The 22,936-nt window shown below is 58.0% G+C and carries 17 protein-coding genes; 6 read left to right on the top strand and 11 right to left on the bottom strand.

Annotated features, from left to right (window positions below):
• Positions 1–25 precede the first annotated feature (25 nt).
• A complete protein-coding gene (locus DUD43_RS15350) occupies positions 26–949 on the top strand; it encodes an EamA family transporter (protein WP_153230961.1) in 924 nt (307 codons plus the stop codon).
• Between the two features lie 3 nt (positions 950–952).
• On the opposite strand, the gene DUD43_RS15355 is transcribed toward DUD43_RS15350, so the two are convergent.
• The 11 genes from DUD43_RS15355 to DUD43_RS15405 form a co-directional block, all read right to left on the bottom strand.
• A complete protein-coding gene (locus DUD43_RS15355; protein WP_153230962.1) occupies positions 953–2,437 on the bottom strand; it encodes an NAD(P)H-hydrate dehydratase in 1,485 nt (494 codons plus the stop codon).
• Between the two features lie 188 nt (positions 2,438–2,625).
• Positions 2,626–3,648, bottom strand: a complete 1,023-nt coding sequence (locus DUD43_RS15360; RefSeq protein WP_153230963.1) for an XdhC family protein — start codon at positions 3,646–3,648, stop codon at positions 2,626–2,628.
• Positions 3,649–3,672: 24 nt separating this feature from the next.
• Positions 3,673–5,349, bottom strand: a complete 1,677-nt coding sequence (locus tag DUD43_RS15365; protein WP_153231655.1) for a TRAP transporter large permease — start codon at positions 5,347–5,349, stop codon at positions 3,673–3,675.
• A gap of 11 nt (positions 5,350–5,360) precedes the next feature.
• Positions 5,361–5,969 (bottom strand): TRAP transporter small permease subunit, encoded by a 609-nt coding sequence (locus tag DUD43_RS15370; protein ID WP_194273404.1) that lies wholly within the window; start codon positions 5,967–5,969, stop codon positions 5,361–5,363.
• Between the two features lie 38 nt (positions 5,970–6,007).
• Positions 6,008–6,769, bottom strand: a complete 762-nt coding sequence (locus tag DUD43_RS15375; RefSeq protein ID WP_042489440.1) for an ABC transporter permease — start codon at positions 6,767–6,769, stop codon at positions 6,008–6,010.
• Positions 6,762–7,541: an ABC transporter ATP-binding protein gene (locus DUD43_RS15380; RefSeq protein WP_153230964.1), complete on the bottom strand. Its 780-nt coding sequence runs from the start codon at positions 7,539–7,541 to the stop codon at positions 6,762–6,764. The genes DUD43_RS15375 and DUD43_RS15380 overlap by 8 nt, the downstream gene beginning before the upstream one ends.
• On the bottom strand, positions 7,541–8,560 hold the full coding sequence (locus tag DUD43_RS15385) for an ABC transporter substrate-binding protein (protein ID WP_153230965.1): 1,020 nt from the start codon (positions 8,558–8,560) through the stop codon (positions 7,541–7,543). Before DUD43_RS15385 ends, DUD43_RS15380 begins: the two co-directional genes overlap by 1 nt.
• Positions 8,561–8,604: 44 nt before the next feature.
• The gene (locus DUD43_RS15390) at positions 8,605–9,792 is read right to left on the bottom strand and encodes a xanthine dehydrogenase family Fe-S subunit (RefSeq protein WP_153230966.1); all 1,188 of its coding nucleotides are present in this window, start codon (positions 9,790–9,792) and stop codon (positions 8,605–8,607) included.
• 3 nt (positions 9,793–9,795) lie between these two features.
• Positions 9,796–10,632 (bottom strand): FAD binding domain-containing protein, encoded by an 837-nt coding sequence (locus DUD43_RS15395; RefSeq protein WP_153230967.1) that lies wholly within the window; start codon positions 10,630–10,632, stop codon positions 9,796–9,798.
• Positions 10,629–13,031 (bottom strand): xanthine dehydrogenase family protein molybdopterin-binding subunit, encoded by a 2,403-nt coding sequence (locus tag DUD43_RS15400; RefSeq protein WP_153230968.1) that lies wholly within the window; start codon positions 13,029–13,031, stop codon positions 10,629–10,631. The genes DUD43_RS15395 and DUD43_RS15400 overlap by 4 nt, the downstream gene beginning before the upstream one ends.
• A 24-nt stretch (positions 13,032–13,055) precedes the next feature.
• On the bottom strand, positions 13,056–14,153 hold the full coding sequence (locus tag DUD43_RS15405) for a TRAP transporter substrate-binding protein (protein ID WP_042489462.1): 1,098 nt from the start codon (positions 14,151–14,153) through the stop codon (positions 13,056–13,058).
• Between the two features lie 381 nt (positions 14,154–14,534).
• Here DUD43_RS15405 and DUD43_RS15410 point away from each other — a divergent pair, with 381 nt between their 5' ends.
• The 5 genes from DUD43_RS15410 (at position 14,535) to DUD43_RS15430 (ending at position 22,863) form a co-directional block, all read left to right on the top strand.
• Entirely contained in the window at positions 14,535–14,849 is a 315-nt protein-coding gene (locus DUD43_RS15410; protein ID WP_042489465.1) for a non-heme iron oxygenase ferredoxin subunit, read from the top strand.
• Positions 14,850–14,880: 31 nt separating this feature from the next.
• On the top strand, positions 14,881–16,158 hold the full coding sequence (locus DUD43_RS15415; RefSeq protein ID WP_153230969.1) for an NAD(P)/FAD-dependent oxidoreductase: 1,278 nt from the start codon (positions 14,881–14,883) through the stop codon (positions 16,156–16,158).
• Positions 16,159–16,224: 66 nt separating this feature from the next.
• Positions 16,225–17,514 carry an aromatic ring-hydroxylating dioxygenase subunit alpha gene (locus tag DUD43_RS15420; protein ID WP_035273649.1) on the top strand — a complete coding sequence of 430 codons (1,290 nt, stop codon included), beginning with the start codon at positions 16,225–16,227 and terminating at the stop codon, positions 17,512–17,514.
• Between the two features lie 13 nt (positions 17,515–17,527).
• Positions 17,528–18,046: an aromatic-ring-hydroxylating dioxygenase subunit beta gene (locus DUD43_RS15425; protein WP_153230970.1), complete on the top strand. Its 519-nt coding sequence runs from the start codon at positions 17,528–17,530 to the stop codon at positions 18,044–18,046.
• 1,514 nt (positions 18,047–19,560) lie between these two features.
• Positions 19,561–22,863 (top strand): autotransporter outer membrane beta-barrel domain-containing protein, encoded by a 3,303-nt coding sequence (locus DUD43_RS15430; protein ID WP_153230971.1) that lies wholly within the window; start codon positions 19,561–19,563, stop codon positions 22,861–22,863.
• Positions 22,864–22,936 lie beyond the last annotated feature (73 nt).

Here is a 22,936-nt window from a genome sequence, read left to right on the forward strand (position 1 = left end):
ATTCTTTAAACTTGAAACAAGTAGCATGCCCCCCGCCACGTCCTCTGCATTACTGCCCCGCCACCTTGCCATTATTTTGCTGTTGATGCTGGGCAGCTCCTTCGCCGCCAACCATATTGCGGCCAAAGTAGCGCTGGACCATGGCACCGGGCTGATCATCTCGGTTATTTTTCGCTCGGCCGCCGCCACCCTGGCCTTGAGCATGCTGCTGATCTGGCGCAAGCAAGCCCTGTACGTACCCCGTCAGTATCTGGGCTGGCAGCTGATGCTGGGCGGGCTGATCACCATGCAGTGCATGCTGATTTATTCCTCCATTGCCCGCATCCCTGTCGCCCTGGCCTTGCTGGTGGCCAATATGTACCCGATTCTGCTGGCCCTGCTGACCTGGATACTGGGCGGGCACAAACCCACGCGCAAGACGTCCATCATCATGGTGGCGATTCTGGTTGGCCTCTTGCTGGCGCTGGACGCCCCCAGCCTGATCAAAGGGGCCACACTGGATGGGCAATGGGTGCTGGGTGTGGTGTGCAGCCTGCTGACCGCCCTGACCTTTGCGATTGGCCTGTGGATTACAGAAAATAAACTGGCGCCCCTGCCCGGTCTGGTGCGCAGTTTCTGTACCATCAGCCAAACCCTGGTCTGCCTGATTGCGCTCAGCCCCCTGGGGCTGCTGCCTGGTGGCTCTTCCCTGCCCCACGATGCTGTAGGCTGGATTGCCCTGTCGCTGGTCTGCGTGCTGTACACCACGGGCTTTGTAACCCTGTTTGTGCTGGCTCCCCGCCTGGACATGACACGCAATGCGCCCTTCATGAATATGGAGCCGGTGGCCTCACTGATTCTGGGCTGGCTGATTCTGAAACAGACCTTGAACTCCACCCAATTGCTGGGTGGAGCGGTGGTGCTTAGCGGGATTGTGGCGCTGGCCTACCAGCGCGCCCCACGCAAATAAGCCTCAGGCCCTGGACAGAAGGTGCTGCCAAACACGCGGCAGTACTTCTATCAAATCCTCCGGGATCAGGCCGGGGCCAAACTCCAGCGCAGCTTGTGAATGCAGCCAGACTGCCGCACCGGCCGCTTCAAAGGCTGGCATGCCCTGGGTCAGCAGGCCACAAACCAGGCCCGCCAAGACATCCCCGCTGCCGCCTGTGGCCAGCCAAGGCGGTGCGCAGGCATTGATCAGGGCCCGCCCATCGGGCGCGGCAATCACCGTATCGGCCCCTTTCAGGACTAGCACGGCCCCACACTGTCTGGCGGCCAAACGCGCTGCCTCCAGCCGGTCCGGTGCCGCCTCAAAAACACGGGCAAATTCTCCAGCATGGGGTGTCAGCACGCATTGTTCATGCAAGGCATCCAGCAATTCCTGCGGCTGCTCTGCAAAGCTGCTGATAGCATCGGCGTCCAGAACACAAGGCCGTTCCGTCGCCAGCAAGGCCAAGGTCAGACGACGGGTTTCCTCGCCCAACCCCGCCCCCGGCCCCACCAGCCAGGCGCGAATACGCTCGTCCGTGGTCAGAGTGTCATCCAAAGGGGCCACCATGATGCTGTCCAATGCACCGGCGTAAACCGGCCAGACCGAAGGCGGCACGGCCATGCTGACCAGCCCGGCACCCGCGCGTTGCGCAGCACGGGCCGCCAGACGACTGGCTCCGGTCATCTGCGCGCCCCCGACCACCAAGGCATGCCCACGTGTGTATTTGTGGCTCTGGGCCCCCAACTGCGGCAGATGAGCCTGCCACAAGGCGGGCTCATTCAACCAGGTGTTGGCCTCTTGCAAGGCCGGGGCTGGCATGCCGATTTCGGCCAGCTCCAGCTTGCCGCACAGCGCTCGCCCCGGATACAGCACATGGCCCGGTTTATAGCGCACAAAGCTGACTGTCACCGTGGCAGGGGCAACCACACCCTTCACCTGCCCGCTGGCTCCATCCAGGCCCGAAGGTACGTCAATGGCACACACGGGGACTTTGGAAGCAGCCAGGGACTGAATCAGGGCCGCTGTCTCGCCTTCTACGTCACGATCCAGACCTGCGCCCAGCAAACCATCCACCACCACGGAAAAACGTCGAAAGTCCGGGCATTGGCTTTCCCAACGACCCTGCCATTGCGTTTGGGCCCAGGCAGCCGTTCCTTGTCGCAGGGACGGGTCCACCAGACTGAACACGGAAACAACCCGCCCCTGTTCGCGCAGAATTTGCGCCGCTACCAAGGCATCCCCGCCGTTATTACCCGGCCCGCACAAAAACAGCACCGCCCCTTGCGGCCAGTGCCGCTGCACGGCACGCGCTACCGCACTGGCGGCGGCCTGCATCAATTGCTCGATGGATACCCCGAAAGCCGGCGCTGCCGCATCCATGCTGGCGCACTGTGCCGGGCTGTATAGAGCCTGTTTTCCTGGAGCAGCACTCAGGGGCAAAAAACCGTATTGGGACACGAAGGGCATGGCAGGCTCACAAAGGCAGAAATCAAAACGTCCCTACGCGGCACGGGCTTGTCACCCGCTGGCGGCCTGCTGAAGACAGCAAGCGTCAGGTCCTGGGCGGCCCGGAGACAAAAAAAGAACGGGTCGCCGCCCGTTCTCTTATCTTAGTGCGAATTGTCTGAATGCAGAACTGTCGCAGCAGCCACCCTCTAGGCCGACTGCTGTTCTTGTCTATCCTTGACAGAGCCAACGGACAGCTCACGCGGCACATCCACACCGTTCTTGATCGCAATGATCTCGGCCATGATACTGACAGCAATCTCTGCCGGGGTCTTGCTGCCTATATACAAGCCAATCGGACCTTTGAGCTTGTCGATTTCTTCAGCCGTCAGGTCAAAGTATTCGGCCAGGCGTTCACGACGGCTCTGATTATTACGTCGCGAGCCAATCGCCCCCACATAAAAGGCACTGCTCTTGAGCGCCTCCAGCAAGGCCATATCGTCCAGTTTGGGATCGTGCGTCAGAGCCACAATGGCTGTGCGTCGATCCGGCACGCAGGCAATGACTTCATCGTCCGGCATGCCGCTGACCACACGTGCACCCGCCACGCTCCAGCCCTGAATATGCTCGCTGCGCGGATCGCAGACTGTCACATCAAAGCCATTGAACAAGGCAATGGTCGCCACGTACTCGGACAGTTGTCCGCCCCCGATCAGCAAGAGCCGATAAGACGGGCCAAAAGTGACCGACAGGCAGTCCTGGCTTAAATGCAAGGCAGCCGGAACGCGGGTGGCACTGCTCCAGACACGGCCGGTTTGCAGATCCACGTGTCGTTGCACCAGACGACGCTGTTCCAGCAGGCCCAACACGTCTGACAAGGCTTGCGGGCAGGGGTTGAACTCCACCAGCAAACGGATCGTGCCACCACAAGGCAGGCCAAAGCGATGCGCCTCATCCGCGCTGATGCCATACGTCAACAACTGGGGACGGCCATCGCCATGCAGGCGCTTATCCGCCCCTTCGGGGTCGTGGTAGGCGCGGATCAGATCGTCCTCGATACAACCGCCCGAGACCGACCCGACCACCGCCCCACCTTTTTCCAGAGCCATGATGGAGCCCTCTGGACGCGGGGACGAGCCCCAGGTCTGCACAACCGTGACCAGAATGGCGTCACGTCCTTGTGCGCGCCACTCTTGCAGCTGGCGCAATACCCTGACATCCAGGCTCTCCATATCTGTCTCCTGTCTTTCCTGTGTTTACTTGAATACCGGCATCCCGCCGCCATCGCCCGAATCATCAAACGGATTCAAGTCGGCACCGTATTCATCCTGCATTTCGATCGTGACCGTACTGGGATCAACTTTCGCCCCCGTCCCCTTGTAGTGCGTCACCATGCCTGGGAACAGCAGCACCACGGCAATCATGACAATCTGGATGCAGATAAAGGGTACGGAGCCCCAGTAAATGTCGCCTGTGGCCACACCCGGGATCTTCTTCTTGGTCACTTTGTCGATGTAATCATCCTTGGGCGCCACCGAGCGCAAATAAAATAGTGAGAAGCCAAATGGTGGATGCATAAAGGATGTTTGCATATTAACGGCTAAGAGCACGCCAAACCAGATTAAATCGATGCCCATCTTGTCAGCCACCGGCCCCAGCAAAGGCACGATGATGAAAGCCAGCTCGAAGAAATCCAGGAAAAAGGCCAGTACAAACACCAGCACACTGACCAGAATCAGGAAGCCATATTCGCCGCCAGGCAGGTCAATCAGCAGGTGCTCCACCCACAGGTCGCCATCCACGCCACGGAAGGTCAGCGAGAAGATGGTGGAACCGATCAGAATGAACATCACAAAGCAGGAAAGCTTGGCCGTGGTATCCATGGCTTGCTTGAGCAGGTCGATGCTCAGGCGGCGACGGCTGACCGCCATCAGAATCGCGCCCACGGCGCCCATGGCCCCGCCTTCGGTCGGTGTCGCAATACCCAGAAAGATCGTCCCCAGCACCAGGAAAATCAGGCCCAAGGGCGGAATCATCACGAACACCACGCGTTCGGCCAGCACCGACAGCAAGCCCAGCTTCAGCCATTTGTTGATCAGGGCCAACACGAAAGCCACACCACCAACCAGCAAGATGCAAATAATGACCTTCTCATCTACCGGGCCGTTAGGATCAACCCAAAACTCGTCCAATACATAACCGGCCACCAACGAGATCAACAGCAACACGCACAAGGAGCGTGCACCCGAGCGACCATTGGATTCCGAGTAAGTACGATGTTCGGCGGGGATCGGCGGCACATCCTTGGGACGCAGCACTGCCAGAATCAGGATGTAGAGCAGATAAGCGCCGGTCAGCACCAGACCGGGCACCATGGCGCCACGGTACATATCGCCTACCGAACGACCCAACTGGTCAGCCAATACGATCAACACCAGAGATGGCGGAATAATTTGCGACAAGGTGCCCGAAGCAGCGATCACACCCGTTGCCAATCGGCGGCTGTAGCCATAGCGCAGCATGATGGGCAAGGAGATCAAGCCCATGGAAATCACCGAGGCCGACACCACACCCGTGGTGGCTGCCAGCATGGCTCCCACAAACACCACAGCAATGGCCAGGCCGCCGGGCATGGAGCCAAACAGCTGACCAATCGTATCGAGCAGGTCTTCTGCCATGCCCGACCGCTCCAGAATCAGCCCCATAAAGGTAAAGAAGGGAATCGCCAGCAAGGTATCGTTGGCCATGATGCCAAACACACGCAGCGGCAGCGCCTGGAACAGAGACCAGTTGAACAGGCCCATTTCCACACCAATCAGACCGAACACCATCCCGTTGGCGGCCAGCGCAAAGGCAACCGGAAAGCCCAGCAGCAAGAAAACAATCAGTGATGCAAACATCACTGGCGCCATATTGGCGACAAATAAATCCATCATGATCTGGTTCAGCCTTTGTGTTGATGCGCTAACTTGGCCTCGGCTTGCCGTGCAATTTCTTCAGCCAGCAATTCTTCGGGCGTTTTGTCCTGCAACTTCTTGTTGGGGTTGGGGCAAGCGCCGCGCAGGAAACCGATGCACTTGATCAGGTGCGAAATTCCCTGCAGGGAAATCAGGGCAAAACCAATCGGGATAATCAATTTGGCAGGCCAGCGAATCAGGCCACCGGAATTAGAAGACACTTCCTGGCTCAGGTAGGAGTCCATGAACACCGGCCAGGACAAGGCCATGATGGCAATACAGGCCGGCAACATGAACAGCACCACACACGCGGCTTCGATCACAATTTGCTTGCGCTCGGACAGGCGCGAGGCCAGTACGTCCACACGCACATGCTCATTGCGCAAAAAGGTGTAGCCGCCCGTCAGCAGGAACAAGGCACCAAACAAATACCACTGCACCTCCAGCCAGGCATTGGAGCTGGAATCGAAGAATTTGCGCGCGATGGCGTTATAGGAACTGATTACGACAACCAGCAGAACCACCCACATGACCACCCGGCCACATAGCTGATTCAGGCTGTCGATCGCCCTTGATAGTTTGAGTAAAGATTGCATCAATCCCCCAGATTTTCTGCGTTGAAGTTAGTGGAAATCTAATGAGACCGAAAACGGGTGGCGCGCTTTTCAACTGCATCCAGCAGGAAATACAACACCAGCCCCATTACGGCCAGAATGAACAGGGCGGAGAACACCCGCACCGTGTCGAACACCCCTTGGGCGCTCATGATCACAAAGCCCAGACCGCGCTGGGAGGACACAAACTCACCCACGATGGCCCCCACCAAAGCCAGGGACAGGGCCACTTTCAGGCCCGCCATGATCGATGGCAGCGCAGAGGGCAGGCGCACTTTGAAAAACAGGGCAACAGGCCCGCCTTTCAGTACGCGGCCCAGGTCCAGAATGTCGGGCGAGACCGAGCGCAAGCCTTGCACCGTATCCACAATCACGGCAAAGACGGCGATCAGAAAAGCAATGGCCACCTTGGGCTCGTAGCCTGTACCCATCCAGACCACGAACAGCGGTGCCAGAGCCACTTTGGGAATGCTGTTGAAACCCACAATCAGGGGATAGCAAAAACGCTCGAAGAGCGGTGAACCCACTAAAGCGACGGCGATCAGTACGCCGCCTACGGCGGCCAATACAAATCCAGCCAGCGTGATGCCGAGCGTGTATAACGCTTGACCCATGTACCAACCCAGTTCGCCATACAAATCCTCCAGAATCAGCGAGGGGCGCGGCAAAATCACTTCCCGCACCTGACCCAGCCAACAAATTAATTCCCACGCCAACAGCACCACGACGGTAGAGACCACGCCCGCCAACCAGCTGGGCATGGAACGCAAGGCTTTATTCATGGCTGTCTCCCGCGCCATCGGCAATACCAAACAATTGACGGATATGAGCGACATGCCGACCGAACTCCGGGGTCTCGCGCAAGGACAGCGGGCGCGGGCGGGGAAAGTCGATCTTGATCTGCTCCAGAATGCGACCCGGACGGGACGAGAACACCAGCACGGTATCGCCCAGGAAAACGGCTTCGGCAATGCCGTGCGTCACAAACAAGGTGGTGTTGCCCGTTTTCATCCAGATGCGTTGCAACTCGGCGTTCATGTTGTCGCGTGTCAGCGCATCCAGCGCACCGAAAGGCTCGTCCATCAGCAACAGGCGCGGATCATCCACCAGGGCGCGGCAGATGGACGCCCGCTGTCGCATGCCGCCGGACAGCTGGCGTGGATAGCTGTCGGCAAACTGGGACAGGCCGGTCAAGGCCAGCAGCTGGTCCACCTTGTCCAGATAATCAGCCGTGCGCTTGCCGGCAAACTCCAAAGGCAAAAGGATGTTGTCGCGTATGGTGCGCCACTCCAGCAAGGCATCGCGCTGAAACACCATGCCCACCTGATCGGGCGGGCCGCTGACGGGTTGCTGGTCTACCGTCAAGGAGCCACTGCTGATGTTTTCCAACCCGGCCACGCAACGCAGGAAGGTACTTTTCCCGCAGCCGCTGGGGCCCAGAATGCTGATGAACTGGCCTGGCTGAATATCGACATTGATGCCATCTAGCGCCAGCACATCGCGCGCGCCCTCAAAGCGCTTGCGCACATCTTGAGAAAGAGCCCGCGCCGCCATTACTTCAGCTCCAGACTGCTCAGGGATTGCGGGGTGACCACGCCGGACTGGTAGTAGTCCGTGGCTTTCTGGCCAGCCGGGATCAACTCAACCCGTTCCAGCGTGGCAATGGTCTTGTCCCAATCCGCAGGCTGGTTCACGCCAATGCTGCCTTGCTCGACAGCCGGGCCGAAGTAGGTTTTAAGAATGTTCAGCTGGTCCAGCAAAATGGCCTTGTCCAGACGTGCATTGGGGCGTTGCGCCACAATCGCATCCACCGCCTCTTGCTCGTGGCCGTTGTAAATGTAGTTCCAGGACTTGGCCACCACGTTGGAAAAGGTCGTCAGCTCCTGCCCCCGGCTGGCCAGTTTGGCTTCGCTGGTGAACAGGCCAAAGCTGACCATATCCAGACCATGCTGGGCGAAAGGAATCGCATTGGAGGCGCGCTGACGCGACACCGAAGCCAGCACAAAAGGAATGGTGGAGATCACCGCATCAGCCCGGCCCACCGCATAGGTAGCGGCCTTGCCTGCGGCATCCACGCTAAGCAGATCCACATCGCTGCGGCGCAATTCGCCCGCCGCCAGGAAGGCATCCACAAAAGGCGCTTCCAGAGAACCGGCGGTATAGGCGATCTTGAGTCCCTTCAAACCCTCCGGCCCGCTAATGCCCGAATCCTTGGGCACCAGCACGCCGATATCGCTAGTCGTGGCAAAGGTAGCCAGCCCTTTGACCGGCAAGCCCTTGCTGCGCGCAATCACCATGGAGGCCAGCGCCGCCTGACCCACATCAAAGCGGTCACTGCCACCCACGATCTGCACGGCCGTAACAGAACCGTTGCCATCTTCCAGCCGTACATCCAGGCCAGCCTGCTTGAACCAGCCCTTTTCCACGGCCAGATGAAACGGTGCATGGACGGCCCAAGGGGTCCAGTCCAGCTTTACATTCAAGGGCCCCGCTGCCGCCCCCCAGGTGCTCAACAAGAAGGTGGCCCCGATTGCGAGGCGCACACGTCCCCCCAAAGCTTTACGCTCCGTCATCTCCTTACCCCCGTTATATTTATCGTCTTGCGTCGTCTATGCGCTTATGAGCGCCGGAAAAGTCCCTTGAAGCGGTCCCACAAAATGCTGAAGAACATCTTGACCGGATTGAACTCGGCCACCACCGGCTCTTCACCTTCGGCCAGCGGTTTTTCCAGGCGCAGGTTCACGTTCTTGCCGAACTCCGCAATCATGCGGCGCACGAAATCCTGAACCAGCCCGGAGCGCGAAAACTGCGCCAGCGGCCCTTGCAGCGAATACACCAGTTCCACTTCCACGCGGCTGCGCTCTTTGCCATCCGGATTGACCTGAAAGCTGACATCACCACGAGCACGCGACTGGCTCAAGGAGTCCACACCCTCGCCGCGCAGCACAGCGGCACGGCGTTCGTTGTCTTCCTCCAGCGTGGCATTGCCCTTGAAGGCAGCCGACATGGGGCCAAACTTGATGGCAATCTTGCCCTGTACCGTGGCCCCCTCCTGGGACTCGATAATCGCGCCGGGCAGACAGCCCGCCACTTTGGGCAGATCCTTCATGAAAGCCCAAACCTGATCGGCCGGGAAACGGGCATCAAAACCACCTTGAATGGCCTGACCCTTGCCCTTGTCAGCACTACCGGACGCGGCGGGCGCAGCAGCCGCCACCGGAGCGGGAGCCTGCACTTCTTCCTGTACAGCTTCAAAAGTCGTAAAGCCGTTCTGGTTCCAGTCTTGCTGCACGTTCTGCACCACAGCGGCGCGCAAGGCTTCCACCTGGGCGTCGGGCTGATCGCGCAGGGCTTGCAGCACGGACAGAATGGCAGCCGTAATACCTTGATAGCCGGTGCAGCGGCAAATATTGCCGGACAGTTCAATGCGCACACGGGCCTCGTCCGCGTCGGGCAAACGCAGCACAATATCGCGGCTGGTGGCCAACATGCCGGGCGTACAGAAGCCGCATTGCAAAGCATGTTTTTCCGAAAAAGCAGTACGCAGACGGCTCATGATCGGGTCGTCGTCGTAACCCTCTACGGTGGTGACTTCGTGACCATCGCAAGCACCGGCAAAGGTAATGCAGGAGCGCACCGGACGACCGTCCACCAGCACCGTGCATGCGCCACACACACCGTGCTCACAGCTCAGGTTGGTGCCGGTCAAACGGCTTTTCTCGCGGATGAAATCACCCAGGTGGGTGCGCGACTCGGCCTCGTGCTTTTGCTGGCGACCGTTAACTTGAATCGAGATTTCTGCCATGTCTTAACCTTTCACGCCCAGCGCTTGCTTCAGGCTGCGCTCTACTACCGTACGGAACAGCACCTGATGGGCTTCGTCCCGTTGTGCCAGATACGGCTGCAGGGCCGCTTCAATCGTGTCCCCTTCCAGGACGGCAGCCCCTTGTGCGGCCACTTTCACAGCCAGCTCGGGCAAGGAGCGCGGGGCGCCTTCCATGGCACCAATCACTACGCGCGCCGTGCGGGTGGCCGGATCGAAATAGCAGGCACAACTGGCATCGGCAAACTCGCCCACTTTACGGGTGAACTTGTAGTAACCCCAACGGGCTGAGCCGGACACTTCTGGCACGTCTACGGACTCGATAAACTCACCGGCTTCCAGCACCGTGGTGTAGGCGGCCAACATGAATTCGCTCATGGGAACGCTGCGGCTACCCTGGGTTCCACGCACATTGATGCGTGCGCCCAAAGCGGCACAGGTCAGCACCCAATCCGCGGCCGGGTCCGCATGGGCCAGGCTGCCACCCAGAGTGCCGCGATTGCGCACACCCCGGTAAGCGATGCGGCCTGCCACTTTCTGCATCATGTGACCGCGCAGCAGTTCGTGAATGCCGTCTTCAATCTGGGCGTGAGTCACGGCTGCACCGATACGCACCTGCCCTTTAAGGGCTGATGCCTGACGCAGTTCGGGCACTGCCGACACGTCCAGCACACGGCCTGGACGTACCAGACGCAGATTCAACATGGGGCCCAGGGACTGGCTACCGCCCATCAAGCGCAGCGCTGAAGGGTCGCTGCCATAGGCATCCTGGATCTGTTTCAGGCTCTGGGCCTGTTCGTATTCAAACTTGGCGGCCTTCATGCCTGAACCTCCGACACGGGCTGTTTATCTTGCTGATTGGCGGGCTGTGCTGCGGCGCGAATCGCGCTTAGCAGTCGATGCGGTGTCACGGGCGTGTGCGAGACCTGTGCCCCCGTGGAGCGCAAGGCATTATTGATGGCCGACATGATGGCGGCGGGAGGTGCAATCGCCCCACCCTCACCCATACCCTTGGCACCGAACTCGGTATTGGGCGAGGGGCTTTCCATGTGTTCGATATGAATATTAGGCACTTCGCAGGCACCGGGCATGACGTAGTCTGCCAAGGTGGAGGCCAGCGGCTGACCAAACTCGTCGTACGGCATTTCTTCGTACAAAGCGGTGCCAATCCCCTGGGCAACGCCACCAATAGTCTGGCCTTCCACAATCATGGGGTTGATCATGACGCCGCAGTCTTCCACCACCACGTACTTGAGCACTTCCACACCGCCGGTGCGCGGATCAACCGCCACCACCACGGCATTGCTGGCGTAGGTGAAGCTGCCAGTATCGACTTTGGGCTTGTAGCCTACGGACAGTTCCAGACCTTGCGGGTCCACGTCCTCAGGCAAATGCTGCGGGTTGATGTACCAGGCATCGGCCACTTGGGCGATGCTGACCTGACGGTCACCGGCACTGAACATATCGCCTTGATGCTGCATGTTGTCCACATCGGTTTTCAGCATATGCGCGGCAATCTTGCGCACGCGCGGCAGCAGCTCTTTACAGGCTTTGGACACTGCACCACCGGACATCACCAAGGAGCGCGAGGCGTACGTGCCAGTAGAGAATGGAGTACGGCCGGTATCACCGTGCACCACTTTGATCTTGGCCACGGGAATACCCAGAATCTCGCTGGCGATCTGGGCAAAAGACGTTTCCATACCCTGACCGTGCGAGTGCACACCCACGCGCACTTCCAAACCGCCGTCCGGAGTCATGCGTACAAAAGCCTGGTCGAAACCGGGAATCACCGCCGTACCCCAGCTGGCAAACACGGACGTGCCGTGTGCAGACTGCTCGGTATAAGAAGCCACACCCAGACCAATCAAGCGGCCATCAGCCTCACCCTTGGCCTGACGGGCCAGGACAGCATCCACATCCACAGCTGCCAAGGCGCGGCGCAGGCTTTCTGGATAATCGCCCGAGTCGTAATGCTTGTTGGCCACGTTGACGTAAGGCATTTGCTCGCCTTTCACCAGGTTCATCAGGCGAATTTCCCAGGAGGATTTGCCGACCGCCAAAGCGATCTGGTCCATCATCTGTTCAATAGCCAGACAGACACCCGTACGGGCCACGCCACGGTATGGCATGAAACCAGGTTTGTTGGTGCCCACACCACGCGTGCGGCAACGATAACCACAGAAATCGTAAGGACCGGGCAAGTTACCCAAGGCCTGGCCTACTTCCAGCCCCACGGTAAAGGGCCAAACAGAGTACGCGCCGCCATCAATATCAATTTCAGCGTCCAGCGCCAGCAGGCGGCCTTCATTGCTGATGTGTGCTTTCAGGCGGTATTGGTGTTCACGGGTATTCGCGCCCGCAATCAAGTGCTCGCGACGGTCTTCCATGAAGCGGAATGGCTTGCGGAAAGTCTTGGCCAACCAGGCCACGCACAGCTCTTCTTGATGCAGCACGCATTTATAACCAAAGGCGCCACCCACATCGGGGGAAATCACACGCACCTGCGCCTGATCCATGCCCAGAAACTGGGCAATGCCGGTACGGTGCATGTGCGGGATCTGGCTTCCGCAATACACCACCAACTGATCGGCCTGGAAATCCCAGTAGGCCAGAACAGCCTTGCCTTCCATCGGCAACATGCATTGACGCGACAGGCTGACGGAATGCTCGATCACGCGGTCGGCACGGGCGGCGTGCTCTTCAAAAGCCACGTCCGAGCGCAGTGTCACAAACTCATTGTTCTGCCAGCCTTCATGCAACAGATCACTCTGTGCGGCCAGCGAGGCCTGCACACTGCCATAGACCGGCAGTTCGTCATACAAGGCTTCAATCTCTTCCAGAACGTCCTCGGCCACGGCGCGGCTTTCGCCAAAGGCCAGAGCCACCGGCTCGCCCACATAACGCACACTACCCGAGGCCAGCGGCGGCATGCTGGAGGCCTGATAACTGGGCAAGGTGGACGCGGCGTAAATATCCAGACAGTCCGGCATATCGGCGCGGGTAATAACCTGCGCGCGTGCGCTGTCTTCAATATTGATCTGACGAATACGGGCATGCGCCATAGGGCTGCGCAGGAAGGCGACTTCCTGCAGCCCTGGCATGGTCATGTTTCCGATGAAGTTGCCCTGGCCATTGAGATGGCGCGCATCCTCCTTGCGGAGAATACGCGCACCCACTCCTTGGCCACCCAGGCTTGACGGGTGACTGTGCTGACTCATTTCACTACCTTAAGAATGTGCTGCTTAACTGCGCTTGCCCAACTCGCTGAAGGTGAAGTTGTCCAGGGCGCTTTCGGCCACCCGGAACCAACTGGCTTCCTGTTCCTGGAAGGCCTTCCAGCTTGGATAGATCTTGGCAAAATCGGCGTTGCTGTCCGACAGTTCCTTCCACAGTTCCTGGGACTTGTCGTAGGCGGCCTTCATGACGTCCTTGGGGAAGTAGCGCAGCTTGGCACCTTCAGCCACCAGCTTGCGCAGGGCGCCGGGGTTCAAGGCATCGTACTTGGCCAGGCTGAGCATGGTCTGCTCGTTACAGGCCGTCTCGAATGCTGCCTTGAAGTTGGCAGGCAAGGCTTCCCAGGCATCTTTATTGACCATGGTGGTCAGGGACGCACTACCCTCGAACCAGCCGGGGGAGTAGTAGAAGGGAGCGACTTTGTTCAAGCCCAGTTTTTCGTCGTCGTAGGGGCCAATCCACTCGGCCGCATCAATCGTGCCTTTTTCCAGCGAGGAGTAAATGTCGCTAGGTGGAATCTGCTGAGGCACCGCGCCCAGTTTGGACAACACCATACCGCCGATACCGCCGATACGCATTTTCAGGCCTTGCAGGCTATCCAGGTCCTTGATTTCCTTGCGGAACCAACCACCCATTTGCACGCCCACGTTACCAGCCACAAAGTTCACGATGTTGTACTGGCTGTACATTTCGCGCAGCAATTTCAGGCCGCCACCGAAGTGAACCCAGGAATTGTGCTGGCGGGCGTTCATACCAAAGGACAAGCCAGTATCAAAGGTTACGGCGGTGTTCTTGCCCACAAACGCGGTACTGAGCACGTGGTTGCACTCGACCGTGCCGTTGCTGATGGCATCCATATTCTGAGCGTAAGGCACCAGTTCGCCACCGGGGAAAGCGCGGATTTCAAACTTGCCTTCGGTCAGCTCGCTGACACGTTTGCACAGCGCTTCGGCCGAACCGTAAATGGTGTCCAGGCTTTTGGGCCAGCCGGTGGACATACGCCAGCGTACGGTGGGGCTGTTTTGTGCAATTGCAGGGGCGGCTACTGCTGCCAAACCTGCACCAGCGACCGTTGCCGATTTCAGCAGAAAACTACGACGCTCCATCACTCACCTCTTTGTATTTTTTAATGTATTTACACCCCTTGCTCGATAGGGGCCTGGGTAGCTGCCCGCCAGTCTGGTCTCGGGCCCGGACAGTAGCTGTCTGAACCTTGCCAAACCGTCCCCCCCGAGGGGCCAGACGGACGTTCCAAGCGGTGTCACTGCCCTGTGAAATTCACATTCACCGCTTCGATAATAGTAAGTGTGCTGATTAATTAATTTTTGGTCAAGCAGGGAAACTACTGACGCATGTCCTTGATGAGATAAAGGAAAGCCGCATCAATAGCTTAAGTCTAAACTAGCGCAATCCCTTATAAAAACGATATTTGATTTTATAATTTATACAGTATACTGACTAATTGAAAGCACAACCCGGAGACAACTTTGAACTGGATAAAAATTTCCGAAACCGATGCCATCGACAACGAAGAGTCCCTGGCAATCGAGTGGGAAGGCAAGAAACTGGCCCTGCACAAACTGGATGACGAGTTCCACCTGACCGACAACGTCTGTACCCACCAATATGCCCTGCTGTCCGACGGCTATCTGGAAGACGGTTGTGTGGAATGTCCCCTGCATCAGGCCAAGTTCTGTTTGCGCACTGGCAAGGCCATGAACGCCCCTGCCACGGTGGACATCAAGGTCTATCCGCTGCGCATTGAAGGCAACGATATTCTGGCCGACTTGAGTCAGGCCTGAGCTTTTTTCTGCTGACGAGACCTGCAACATCATGGCACACCACACTTCCGTACTGATCATCGGCGCTGGCCAAGCGGCTTCGGTGCTGGCGCGCGAACTGCGCGGCCTGGGCTTTAGCGGCAGCATCACTTTAGTGGGGGATGAAACACCCCTCCCCTACGAGCGCCCGCCACTGTCCAAAGACGTGCTCAAGTCCAGCGCGACCACTGACAGCGTGTTTTTGCAAAAAGCCGAGTTCTATCAAGAACAAAATATTGAACTCTTGCTGGGCACCAGCGTGCAGTCCCTGGATTGCGCCACGCGTCAGGCAAGCTTGAGCAATGGCCAGACCTGGAGCTTTGAGCACGCGGTGCTGGCCACAGGCGGCGCGGCCCGCGAACTGGCTCTGCTGCCTGCCAGCCAGGCCAACGCCCTGTATCTGCGCACACTGGACGATGCCCTGAGCCTGCAAGCCCGTCTGCATCCCGGTTTGCGCGCCCTGGTGGTTGGTGGCGGCTTCATGGGTCTGGAACTGGCTTCTACCGCCAGCGAAACCGGCGCACAGGTCACTGTCATTGAAGCGAATGAACGTCTGCTGGCCCGCAACGCCCCTGCGCTGCTGTCGCAATGGTTGCTGGAGCGCTTCGAGTCGCAAGGCATCACCGTGCGCTTGGGTCAGGGAGTACGTCAGGCCCACTTTGTGGCTGAAAACGAACATCCCGTTCAGCTGGAGCTGAATGATGGCCAGACCTTGAATGGCGATCTGGCTATTGTGGCCGCCGGTCTGACGGCGAATTCTGCCTTGGCCCGGGCCAGTGGCATTGCCGTCGACGATATGACAGCCGGGATTATTGTGGATCGCCAGGGTCGCACCAGTGTGGCGGGCGTTTATGCGGCGGGCGATTGCGCCACGCAGATTTGCCCCGACACCTCCGTGCGCACGCGCACCGAATCCTGGCAGAACGCCAATGAACAAGCTCGTCAGGTAGCCCACGCCATTGCCGGGCAGGATGCCCCTGCGGCACCTGTCAGTTGGTTCTGGACGGATGTGCTCGGTTGCAACATTCAGATGTTGGGCCAAGGCAGCCCGGATCTGGACTATCAGGTACGCGGCGTCATGGACAGCCAGGGCGATGCCATCAGCTTCATGTTGCTGGCTTTCGAGGGCCAGCATCTGCGACACGCGATTGGCGTCAATGCCGGTGCGGATCTACGCGCCTTGCGCAGCATCATGGAACAGGACTTGCCTGTAGATCCGGCCATCGTGCTGGACCCGGCAAGCAAGTTGCGCCAGTACGTGAAAGAAGCGGCTCGTACGGCCCAAGTCTAAGAAAGAGAAGCGGCCTGCGCCGCCTCGTCATCACGAATCATTAAAGAGTTATCAGAGGAGAACCCCATGTATCAGACGCAAACGGTGATAGGCCAGACGGTCGGGTCCAAAGACCGCCCTGTCGAGGAATGCACCTGGCCCGAGGACGTGCTCAACACCATTCCGGATTGGGTCTACACCAGCAACGACATCTACAACCGCGAGATGGAACGCATTTTCCACGGTGACACCTGGAACTTTGTGGCCCTGGAAGCAGAAATCCCCGATTCGGGCGACTACAAGCGCTCGTATGTGGGTTCCACACCGGTGGTAGTGGCTCGCGCGGAAGATGGCAGCATCAACGTGTTTGAAAACCGCTGCGCACACCGTGGCGCCGAGTTCTGCCGCCACAACCAGGGCAATACCAATGAGTTTGTTTGCCCCTATCACCAGTGGTCTTACAGCCTGAAGGGGGATCTGCAAGGGATTCCTTTCAAGCGCGGTGCGAATAAAGAAGGCGGCATGCCGCGCAGCTTCAAGAACTCCGAGCATGGTCTGAAAAAGCTACATGTGACAACGCACAATGGCGTGATTTTTGCGTCCTACAGCGACAAGGTCGAACCGATTACGGAATACCTGACACCTGAAATCCTGAAGGATTTCGAGGCCGTATTCCCCGGCAAGAAGCTGAAGATTCTGGGTTACTACCGTAACGAGCTGCCTTGCAACTGGAAGATGTACCACGAGAACCTGAAAGACCCGTACCACGCTACCTTGCTGCACTCTTTCCTGGTGGTGTTCGGTCTGCTGGTGGCGGGCAACAAGTCGCAGATGTATGTGGACCCTGTGCATGGTCGTCACGGCTATATGGCATCGGCCAAGTCCGAGGACAAGTACGCCGAGGTCAGCGAGGACAACAAGAAGGAAATGCGTTCGTTTGTGGACGATATGCGTTTGCGCGATGAGCGTTTCCTGGACTACATCAAGGAGTTTGATTCGCCTTGGTCGGTCACCATGCAAACGATCTGGCCCAACCTGATTGTTCAGCGCGAGATGAATACGCTGGGTGTGCGTCAGATTGTGCCCAATGGCCCCAACAGCCTGATCATGCAATGGACCATGTTTGGCTATGAGGACGATACCGAGGAGATGACTCGTCACCGTCTGCGTCAGGGCAACCTGATGGGTCCTGCCGGTTTCCTGGGTCTGGAAGACAACGAGGCCATGAAGTTTGTGCAGGAAGGGGTACGTCGTTCCAGCAGCGAGGTGAACATCATCAAGCTCGATGAGAGCAAGCTGGGTACGTCCAATACGCTGATCTCGGAAGCGGCTATTCGCTCCATGTACCAGTACTACCGCCAAGTGATGGATCTGTAAGACGAGCTGACTTATGAAAATGGATTTTTCTTTCAAACCCGCCCAGGTTTCTGTTGAGCGTGCTTTGGCGTTGAAGGCGGAAATTGAGCTTTTCAATGCCGAGTACTGTGCCACTTTGGATCGTGGCAATGTTGAGGACTGGCCCATGTTTTTTGTGGAGGACGCGGTTTACCGGGTCACTTCACGCGAGAACGCGGATCTGAATTTGCCAGTGGGTCTGGTTTATGCCGAAGGGCGCGACATGATGCACGATCGTGCGGTGGCAATTGCCCGCACACAGATGTATGCCCCACGCTACATGCTGCATCTGGTCACGGATGTTCGTGTGATCAGCGAGGCAGACAGTGGCGACATTGAGGCCGAGGGTAATTTCATGCTGATGCAGACTTTGGTGGAAGGGCCTTCCACGGTGCATCTGGTGGGTAATTATTTTGATACGTTCACGCGTGTGGATGGTCGTTTGATGCTCAAGGAGCGTCAGGTGATTTTTGATACGTCCATCCTGGCGAATGATCTGGTGTTTCCGGTGTAAGCGTTCTTTCTTACGTCTGGTTTGTTGGTTTTTTATAGCTGTTTCCGAGCCACTTGAGTCAGAGGGTCTTCTGATTCCTTTAAGCACCTTTCTTTGTTGAAGGGTGCTTTTTTTTGCTTATTTTTTGAGAAGTGGGATGAGAGTTTGGAGCTGTTAGTGCAGGTTGAGGGGGAAGATTGATGGATCTGAAGGGGGGTGGGTCAATGGAAGATTGATCCTGGAGGTGAAAGAAGGCTCTGTGAAGACGCCATTCAGTCAGCCTGCTGGGGTGTTGGGGCTGAGCACTTGCCGGTGCTGCGCACCGGTGCCCTTGTCAGGAGATAGCTACGGGCGCATCCTGAACTCGCCGGGTACTTGGTCCCCCAGACCAAGTACAAGCGTCCGGCTCAAACAGCAGGATGCTTGCACCCCTACGCTATCTCCTGACCGCGGCAAGTACTCTGATCCGCCCCAACACCCCAGCAGGCTGACTGAACGGCTCACAATGGCTTTTTATCTACCAGTCTCTTACGACCGACAGACTCCTTGAACCAACAGGGCCTCTTGCCTTGCTCTTCTGCGTTTCCTAAGCGCTTATCGTTCCGCTCCTCTGCACCCCCTAAAACCTTATCGTCTTGCCCTTTTGCATTCACTAAATGGGCTTCGTCACATCAACAACTCAAAAGCCGAGAGCAGAACTAACTCGCTGATTGACTGCGTGACCTGTCCTGATTGCACACCAAGATCTCTACTCATTCACGGGATCTCTAAACACACACTCCACTGCCACTCTTCGTTTTACTTTCCCCCTAAACACAAAAGAGCAATTAAAAAAACCACATCTAAACTGATACCCCAAACCCCGAGAACATTCAGCCTCAGCCACAGCAAACCCCATCCAATCTGAGCCCCCGCCTTTCATTCCACCTCTGTAAGTGCCGTTTGGGCTTTAAACCGTGTTGCTTGTTTTCTTGTGGGGCCCGGGTACGGCTTGGCGGGCGAGTCAGGGCTCTTGCCGCCGGCAGAGTGCTGGGGCGGGATGCAAGGGTCGTGCTGTTTGAGGAGCACGCTTGCGGTTTGTCCGGGGGACAAACCGCGCTCCGAGTTCACGACCCGCCCGCCCCAGCACTCTGACAAGGGCACCCACGCGCAGCGTGGGCAAGGGCCCCGCCAAGACAAGCCGTACCCGGGCCCCACAAGAAAACTATCCGCCGCCCTCACGCAAAGCCCAAACGGCACGCCCAGAAGAAAGCCCCCTCAAAAAACAGCGACGTCCTCGGCAACCCTTGAACCCAAAACTCAAAGCCCAAAAAAACAAATACACCGCGTTTAAAAACCAGGACCAAGGGTTTAAAACCAACAATATCAATTTGACACCATCTGCTATATTTTTTTGACGCAGGCCAAGGTACCCCCCCCATCAGCCCTGCCCCGACGCAGCAACAATGAACGCCCCACTCGAATCAAACTGTTTCCTCTACCTCGGGGGCCATTCAGTGCAAACAATATCTCGCGCATTCAACACCTGCTCAACAATGAAACTAACAAAACTGTATGCCGCCCTGGCACTCGCCATTGCCCCACTGTCTGCTCACGCCCTGGAAGACAGAGCCGTCACAGACGCATCGGGACGCACCGTATTTATCGCGCGGTTTTTTGACATGGGCGATGGCCCATTCGACGAACGCCACAACACGTCCTACTGGAGCTGGCAAGGACATGAAGCCTACAAAAACGAGATCGTTGACGGCATAGGCTACTGGACTGAAATACTCCAGACCCAAGGTGCCAATCCCCCAACCATCATCAATATCGGCACCATTAATATGCCAGGCAATGCCTACGGTGGCTCACCCACAGCAAACGACGGCCAAAGCGCATTGACGCAAATGCAGCAGAGCATATTCGGTCTGTCGCCAGCCGAAGGTACGCTACCACTCGGCGGGCATGGTTTTTTTGGCCTGGGCCAAGACGACTACGCAAGCAACCCAGCATTCACACAAACACCCCTGACTGGTAAAGACAGCGTACTCCTGACGGCTATCCACGAAGTTGCCCATGGGCTAGGCGTGACCAGCCATGTGATAAACAAAGGCGACAACTATGACATACAGCCGTATTTCACAAGCCAGCTGACCAGTTGGGCGCAACTGCTAAGGGACGACAACGGCAATCCAGCACAGGCAGACCAGAAGATTCTGTGTAATGGCTGCGACACCTCCTACGATCCTGATGCCTTCGACTTGCGTCAGGACAAGGGTTTTCTGATCGGTGCCAACATCGAGCAAGTTCTGGCCGGTGGCCTGCGTGGTGTTCCCGTAAAAATACTGGGAGAGGACGGCAGCATAGATAACAACTTCATGAGCCATATCGAGCTTCGAAACAGCGTCATGAGCCACCAGAGATACCGTAACTATTCGGGTTTCATGGAGGCTGAGCTGGCGGCTCTGCAAGACCTGGGCTACACCATTGACCGGGCCAACTTCTTCGGACGCTCGATCTACGGCGATGGCCTTGAGCTGGTGAATACACAAGGTTTCTTTGCACGCAATGCCGAAGGCACGCAATACCTTCCAGGCCAATACAACCAATCCACATTAGGCTTGGGCCTGCATATCTATGGCAGCAATAATCAGGTCCGACAAGCCGCTGACCTGTTGGCAGCAGGATCAGGCGGTGCAGGCATACGGATCGATGGCGAGAACAACACCCTTGTCATCGACTCAGGTGTCAAAATCTACGCCGATGGTCTGAACGGGCAAGGCATTCAATTTGCCTACGGACGTGGGCACACACTGGTTCATCGCGGTGACATCCAAGCGACCGGCTCTCAGGGCGTAGGCCTGCGTTTTGACTTTGGCACCAACTCGCTAGGCAACGTGGTCGAGCGACGTGGATCCTACATCCGCAGCATCAAGGGCGTCGATCAGGCCCTGCTCCCCGAACTGAACGGCCCCCTGGTTCAACAAGCCGACATTAGCGGACGAGTTGCAGGCCAGGAAGCGGCCATCCTGATTTCCGACAATGCCTACGTCGGGCGCATCAACCTGATGCAAGGCGCCCAGATTGAAGGCGATATCATTTCGCACTATGCAGAGCGCGACAACAACAACCAGCTACGCCTGACCACGCTGTCCTTTGGTCAGGCTGCGGACACAATGGGCCGCAGCATTGATCAGCCCGATGCCACATTCCACCTGAGCTACGCCGGTAACATCACAGGCAAAGACAATCTGACTCTGTCATTTGACGGCGGCACAACAAAGCTGGATGGCACCTTGCAGGTCCACAGCGCCACCATCCAGGAAGCGGCAACATTGGGCGGGAATGCCAGCTTCGATCTGGCCAGCGGTCAGGCCCTGATTAACGCTGGCACCCTGACGCCCGGCAACTCCATCGGGGGCATCCAGGTAAATGGCGACTTCCAGCAAACAGCAACAGGCCAACTGGTAGCCGAGTTTGATGGCAAAGGCGGCCACGACACGCTTGCCGTCAGTGGCAATGCGGACCTGGCTGGCGCGCTGAAGCTGACGCCTTTGGCAGACTGGTATCAAAACTCCTGGTCCGTCGACACAGGCTCGTTTGTGGAAGCAGCCAGCTACAACGGCAGCTTTGACGCCACACAGATCACCGCCGTATCGCCCACCTTGCAGTTTGACGCGGCACCCTTGGGCAACGAACGCTACCGCTTGTCTGCCACCCGAGCCGACAATGCCTACAGCCAGTATGGCCGCAACGACAACCAGCGCGAGGCCGGCAAGGCTTTGTTCAAACTAGCCGCCGCCGGAACGGCACCCGCACAAGCCCTGTTCCAGACACTCGATTTCTCGGCCACGGACGGCTCACAAATACCCGCTGCTCTGGACCAGATTTCACCCGCTGGCTATAGCGCTGCCATGGCCGCCTCCCTGATGCATGAGCGTTCGATCATGCAAACCGCCCGCCAAGGCCTGAGCCAAAGCATGTTGCGGCCCGGCACCGACTGGCAGGGCTACGCTCTGGTATTCGGTTCAAGTGGCGATCAAAACACGCGCGGGTCCATGCTTGGCTACGATGCCAACAGCTACGGCCTGATCGTTGGAGCCGGGCGCGCTCTGGAGTCGGCCCCTGACTTGGCCGTAGGAGCCCAGCTTGATGTTTCCGATCTGTCGGTCAAACCGGATGCCCCTTACTCCGGCAAGAGCAAAGCCACCGCGTTCGGCCTTGCCGCCCATCTGCAATACCGCCCCGGTACACGGGAAGGTCTTTTCGCATTCAGCGGACTGCGCCTGGGCCTGGAACAAGCCGATATGCGCAGACAGATTGCCATTGGAGACTACCAGGCCACGCACTCGTCTGACTGGACGGGACGCAATCTGTCGATTGACGCCGGCACAGGCTACCTTTGGCAACTGAGCCCCTCGTTTTCGGTAGGCCCTTTTGCCAGCATGAATTACGCCCTGGTATCCCGCCCATCGGTCGACGAATCGGGCAACGACGCCACGCGTCTTCACCTGAACAGCAAGCGCGTAGACGCCTTGCGCTCCAGCCTGGGGATGACGGCCGAATGGAATCGCGATCTGGCTGATGGCAGCAAGCTGGCCGTGAACCTGGACCTTGGCTGGAATCACGAATGGCTGGATCGCGACCTGACTCAAACAGCCCGTTTCGCCATTGCGTCCACGGATACGGCGTTCAATACCCGCAATAGCGTGCTCCCCCGCGACACCATGAGCGTTCGAACCGGCCTGACCTGGCAACGCAGTGAGCGTCTGTCGATTGGCACCGGCATCAGCTCACAGTTCGGAGGCGGATATTCGTCGCTGCAAGGACAGGTGAATCTGCGCTGGGCGTTTTAACAGTCCACGCCCTCACACGGACCTGAACAGAAACTATAAAAAAGCCCCCGAGAGTCGTTCGACTCTCAGGGGC

The organism is Alcaligenes faecalis, assembly GCF_009497775.1.
Lineage (GTDB): Bacteria > Pseudomonadota > Gammaproteobacteria > Burkholderiales > Burkholderiaceae_B > Alcaligenes > Alcaligenes faecalis_D.

Excerpts from the sequence above, each read along its gene's own strand:
- DUD43_RS15430 (WP_153230971.1), top strand. The coding sequence starts at position 19,561 with ATGAAACTAACAAAACTGTATGCCGCCCTGGCACTCGCCATTGCCCCA.
- DUD43_RS15370 (WP_194273404.1), bottom strand. The coding sequence starts at position 5,969 with ATGCAATCTTTACTCAAACTATCAAGGGCGATCGACAGCCTGAATCAG.
- DUD43_RS15390 (WP_153230966.1), bottom strand. The coding sequence starts at position 9,792 with ATGGCAGAAATCTCGATTCAAGTTAACGGTCGCCAGCAAAAGCACGAG.
- DUD43_RS15365 (WP_153231655.1), bottom strand. The coding sequence starts at position 5,349 with ATGGATTTATTTGTCGCCAATATGGCGCCAGTGATGTTTGCATCACTG.
- DUD43_RS15355 (WP_153230962.1), bottom strand. The coding sequence starts at position 2,437 with ATGCCCTTCGTGTCCCAATACGGTTTTTTGCCCCTGAGTGCTGCTCCA.
- DUD43_RS15350 (WP_153230961.1), top strand. The coding sequence starts at position 26 with ATGCCCCCCGCCACGTCCTCTGCATTACTGCCCCGCCACCTTGCCATT.
- DUD43_RS15415 (WP_153230969.1), top strand. The coding sequence starts at position 14,881 with ATGGCACACCACACTTCCGTACTGATCATCGGCGCTGGCCAAGCGGCT.
- DUD43_RS15380 (WP_153230964.1), bottom strand. The coding sequence starts at position 7,541 with ATGGCGGCGCGGGCTCTTTCTCAAGATGTGCGCAAGCGCTTTGAGGGC.
- DUD43_RS15420 (WP_035273649.1), top strand. The coding sequence starts at position 16,225 with ATGTATCAGACGCAAACGGTGATAGGCCAGACGGTCGGGTCCAAAGAC.
- DUD43_RS15375 (WP_042489440.1), bottom strand. The coding sequence starts at position 6,769 with ATGAATAAAGCCTTGCGTTCCATGCCCAGCTGGTTGGCGGGCGTGGTC.
- DUD43_RS15385 (WP_153230965.1), bottom strand. The coding sequence starts at position 8,560 with ATGACGGAGCGTAAAGCTTTGGGGGGACGTGTGCGCCTCGCAATCGGG.
- DUD43_RS15400 (WP_153230968.1), bottom strand. The coding sequence starts at position 13,031 with ATGAGTCAGCACAGTCACCCGTCAAGCCTGGGTGGCCAAGGAGTGGGT.
- DUD43_RS15395 (WP_153230967.1), bottom strand. The coding sequence starts at position 10,632 with ATGAAGGCCGCCAAGTTTGAATACGAACAGGCCCAGAGCCTGAAACAG.
- DUD43_RS15405 (WP_042489462.1), bottom strand. The coding sequence starts at position 14,153 with ATGGAGCGTCGTAGTTTTCTGCTGAAATCGGCAACGGTCGCTGGTGCA.
- DUD43_RS15425 (WP_153230970.1), top strand. The coding sequence starts at position 17,528 with ATGAAAATGGATTTTTCTTTCAAACCCGCCCAGGTTTCTGTTGAGCGT.
- DUD43_RS15360 (WP_153230963.1), bottom strand. The coding sequence starts at position 3,648 with ATGGAGAGCCTGGATGTCAGGGTATTGCGCCAGCTGCAAGAGTGGCGC.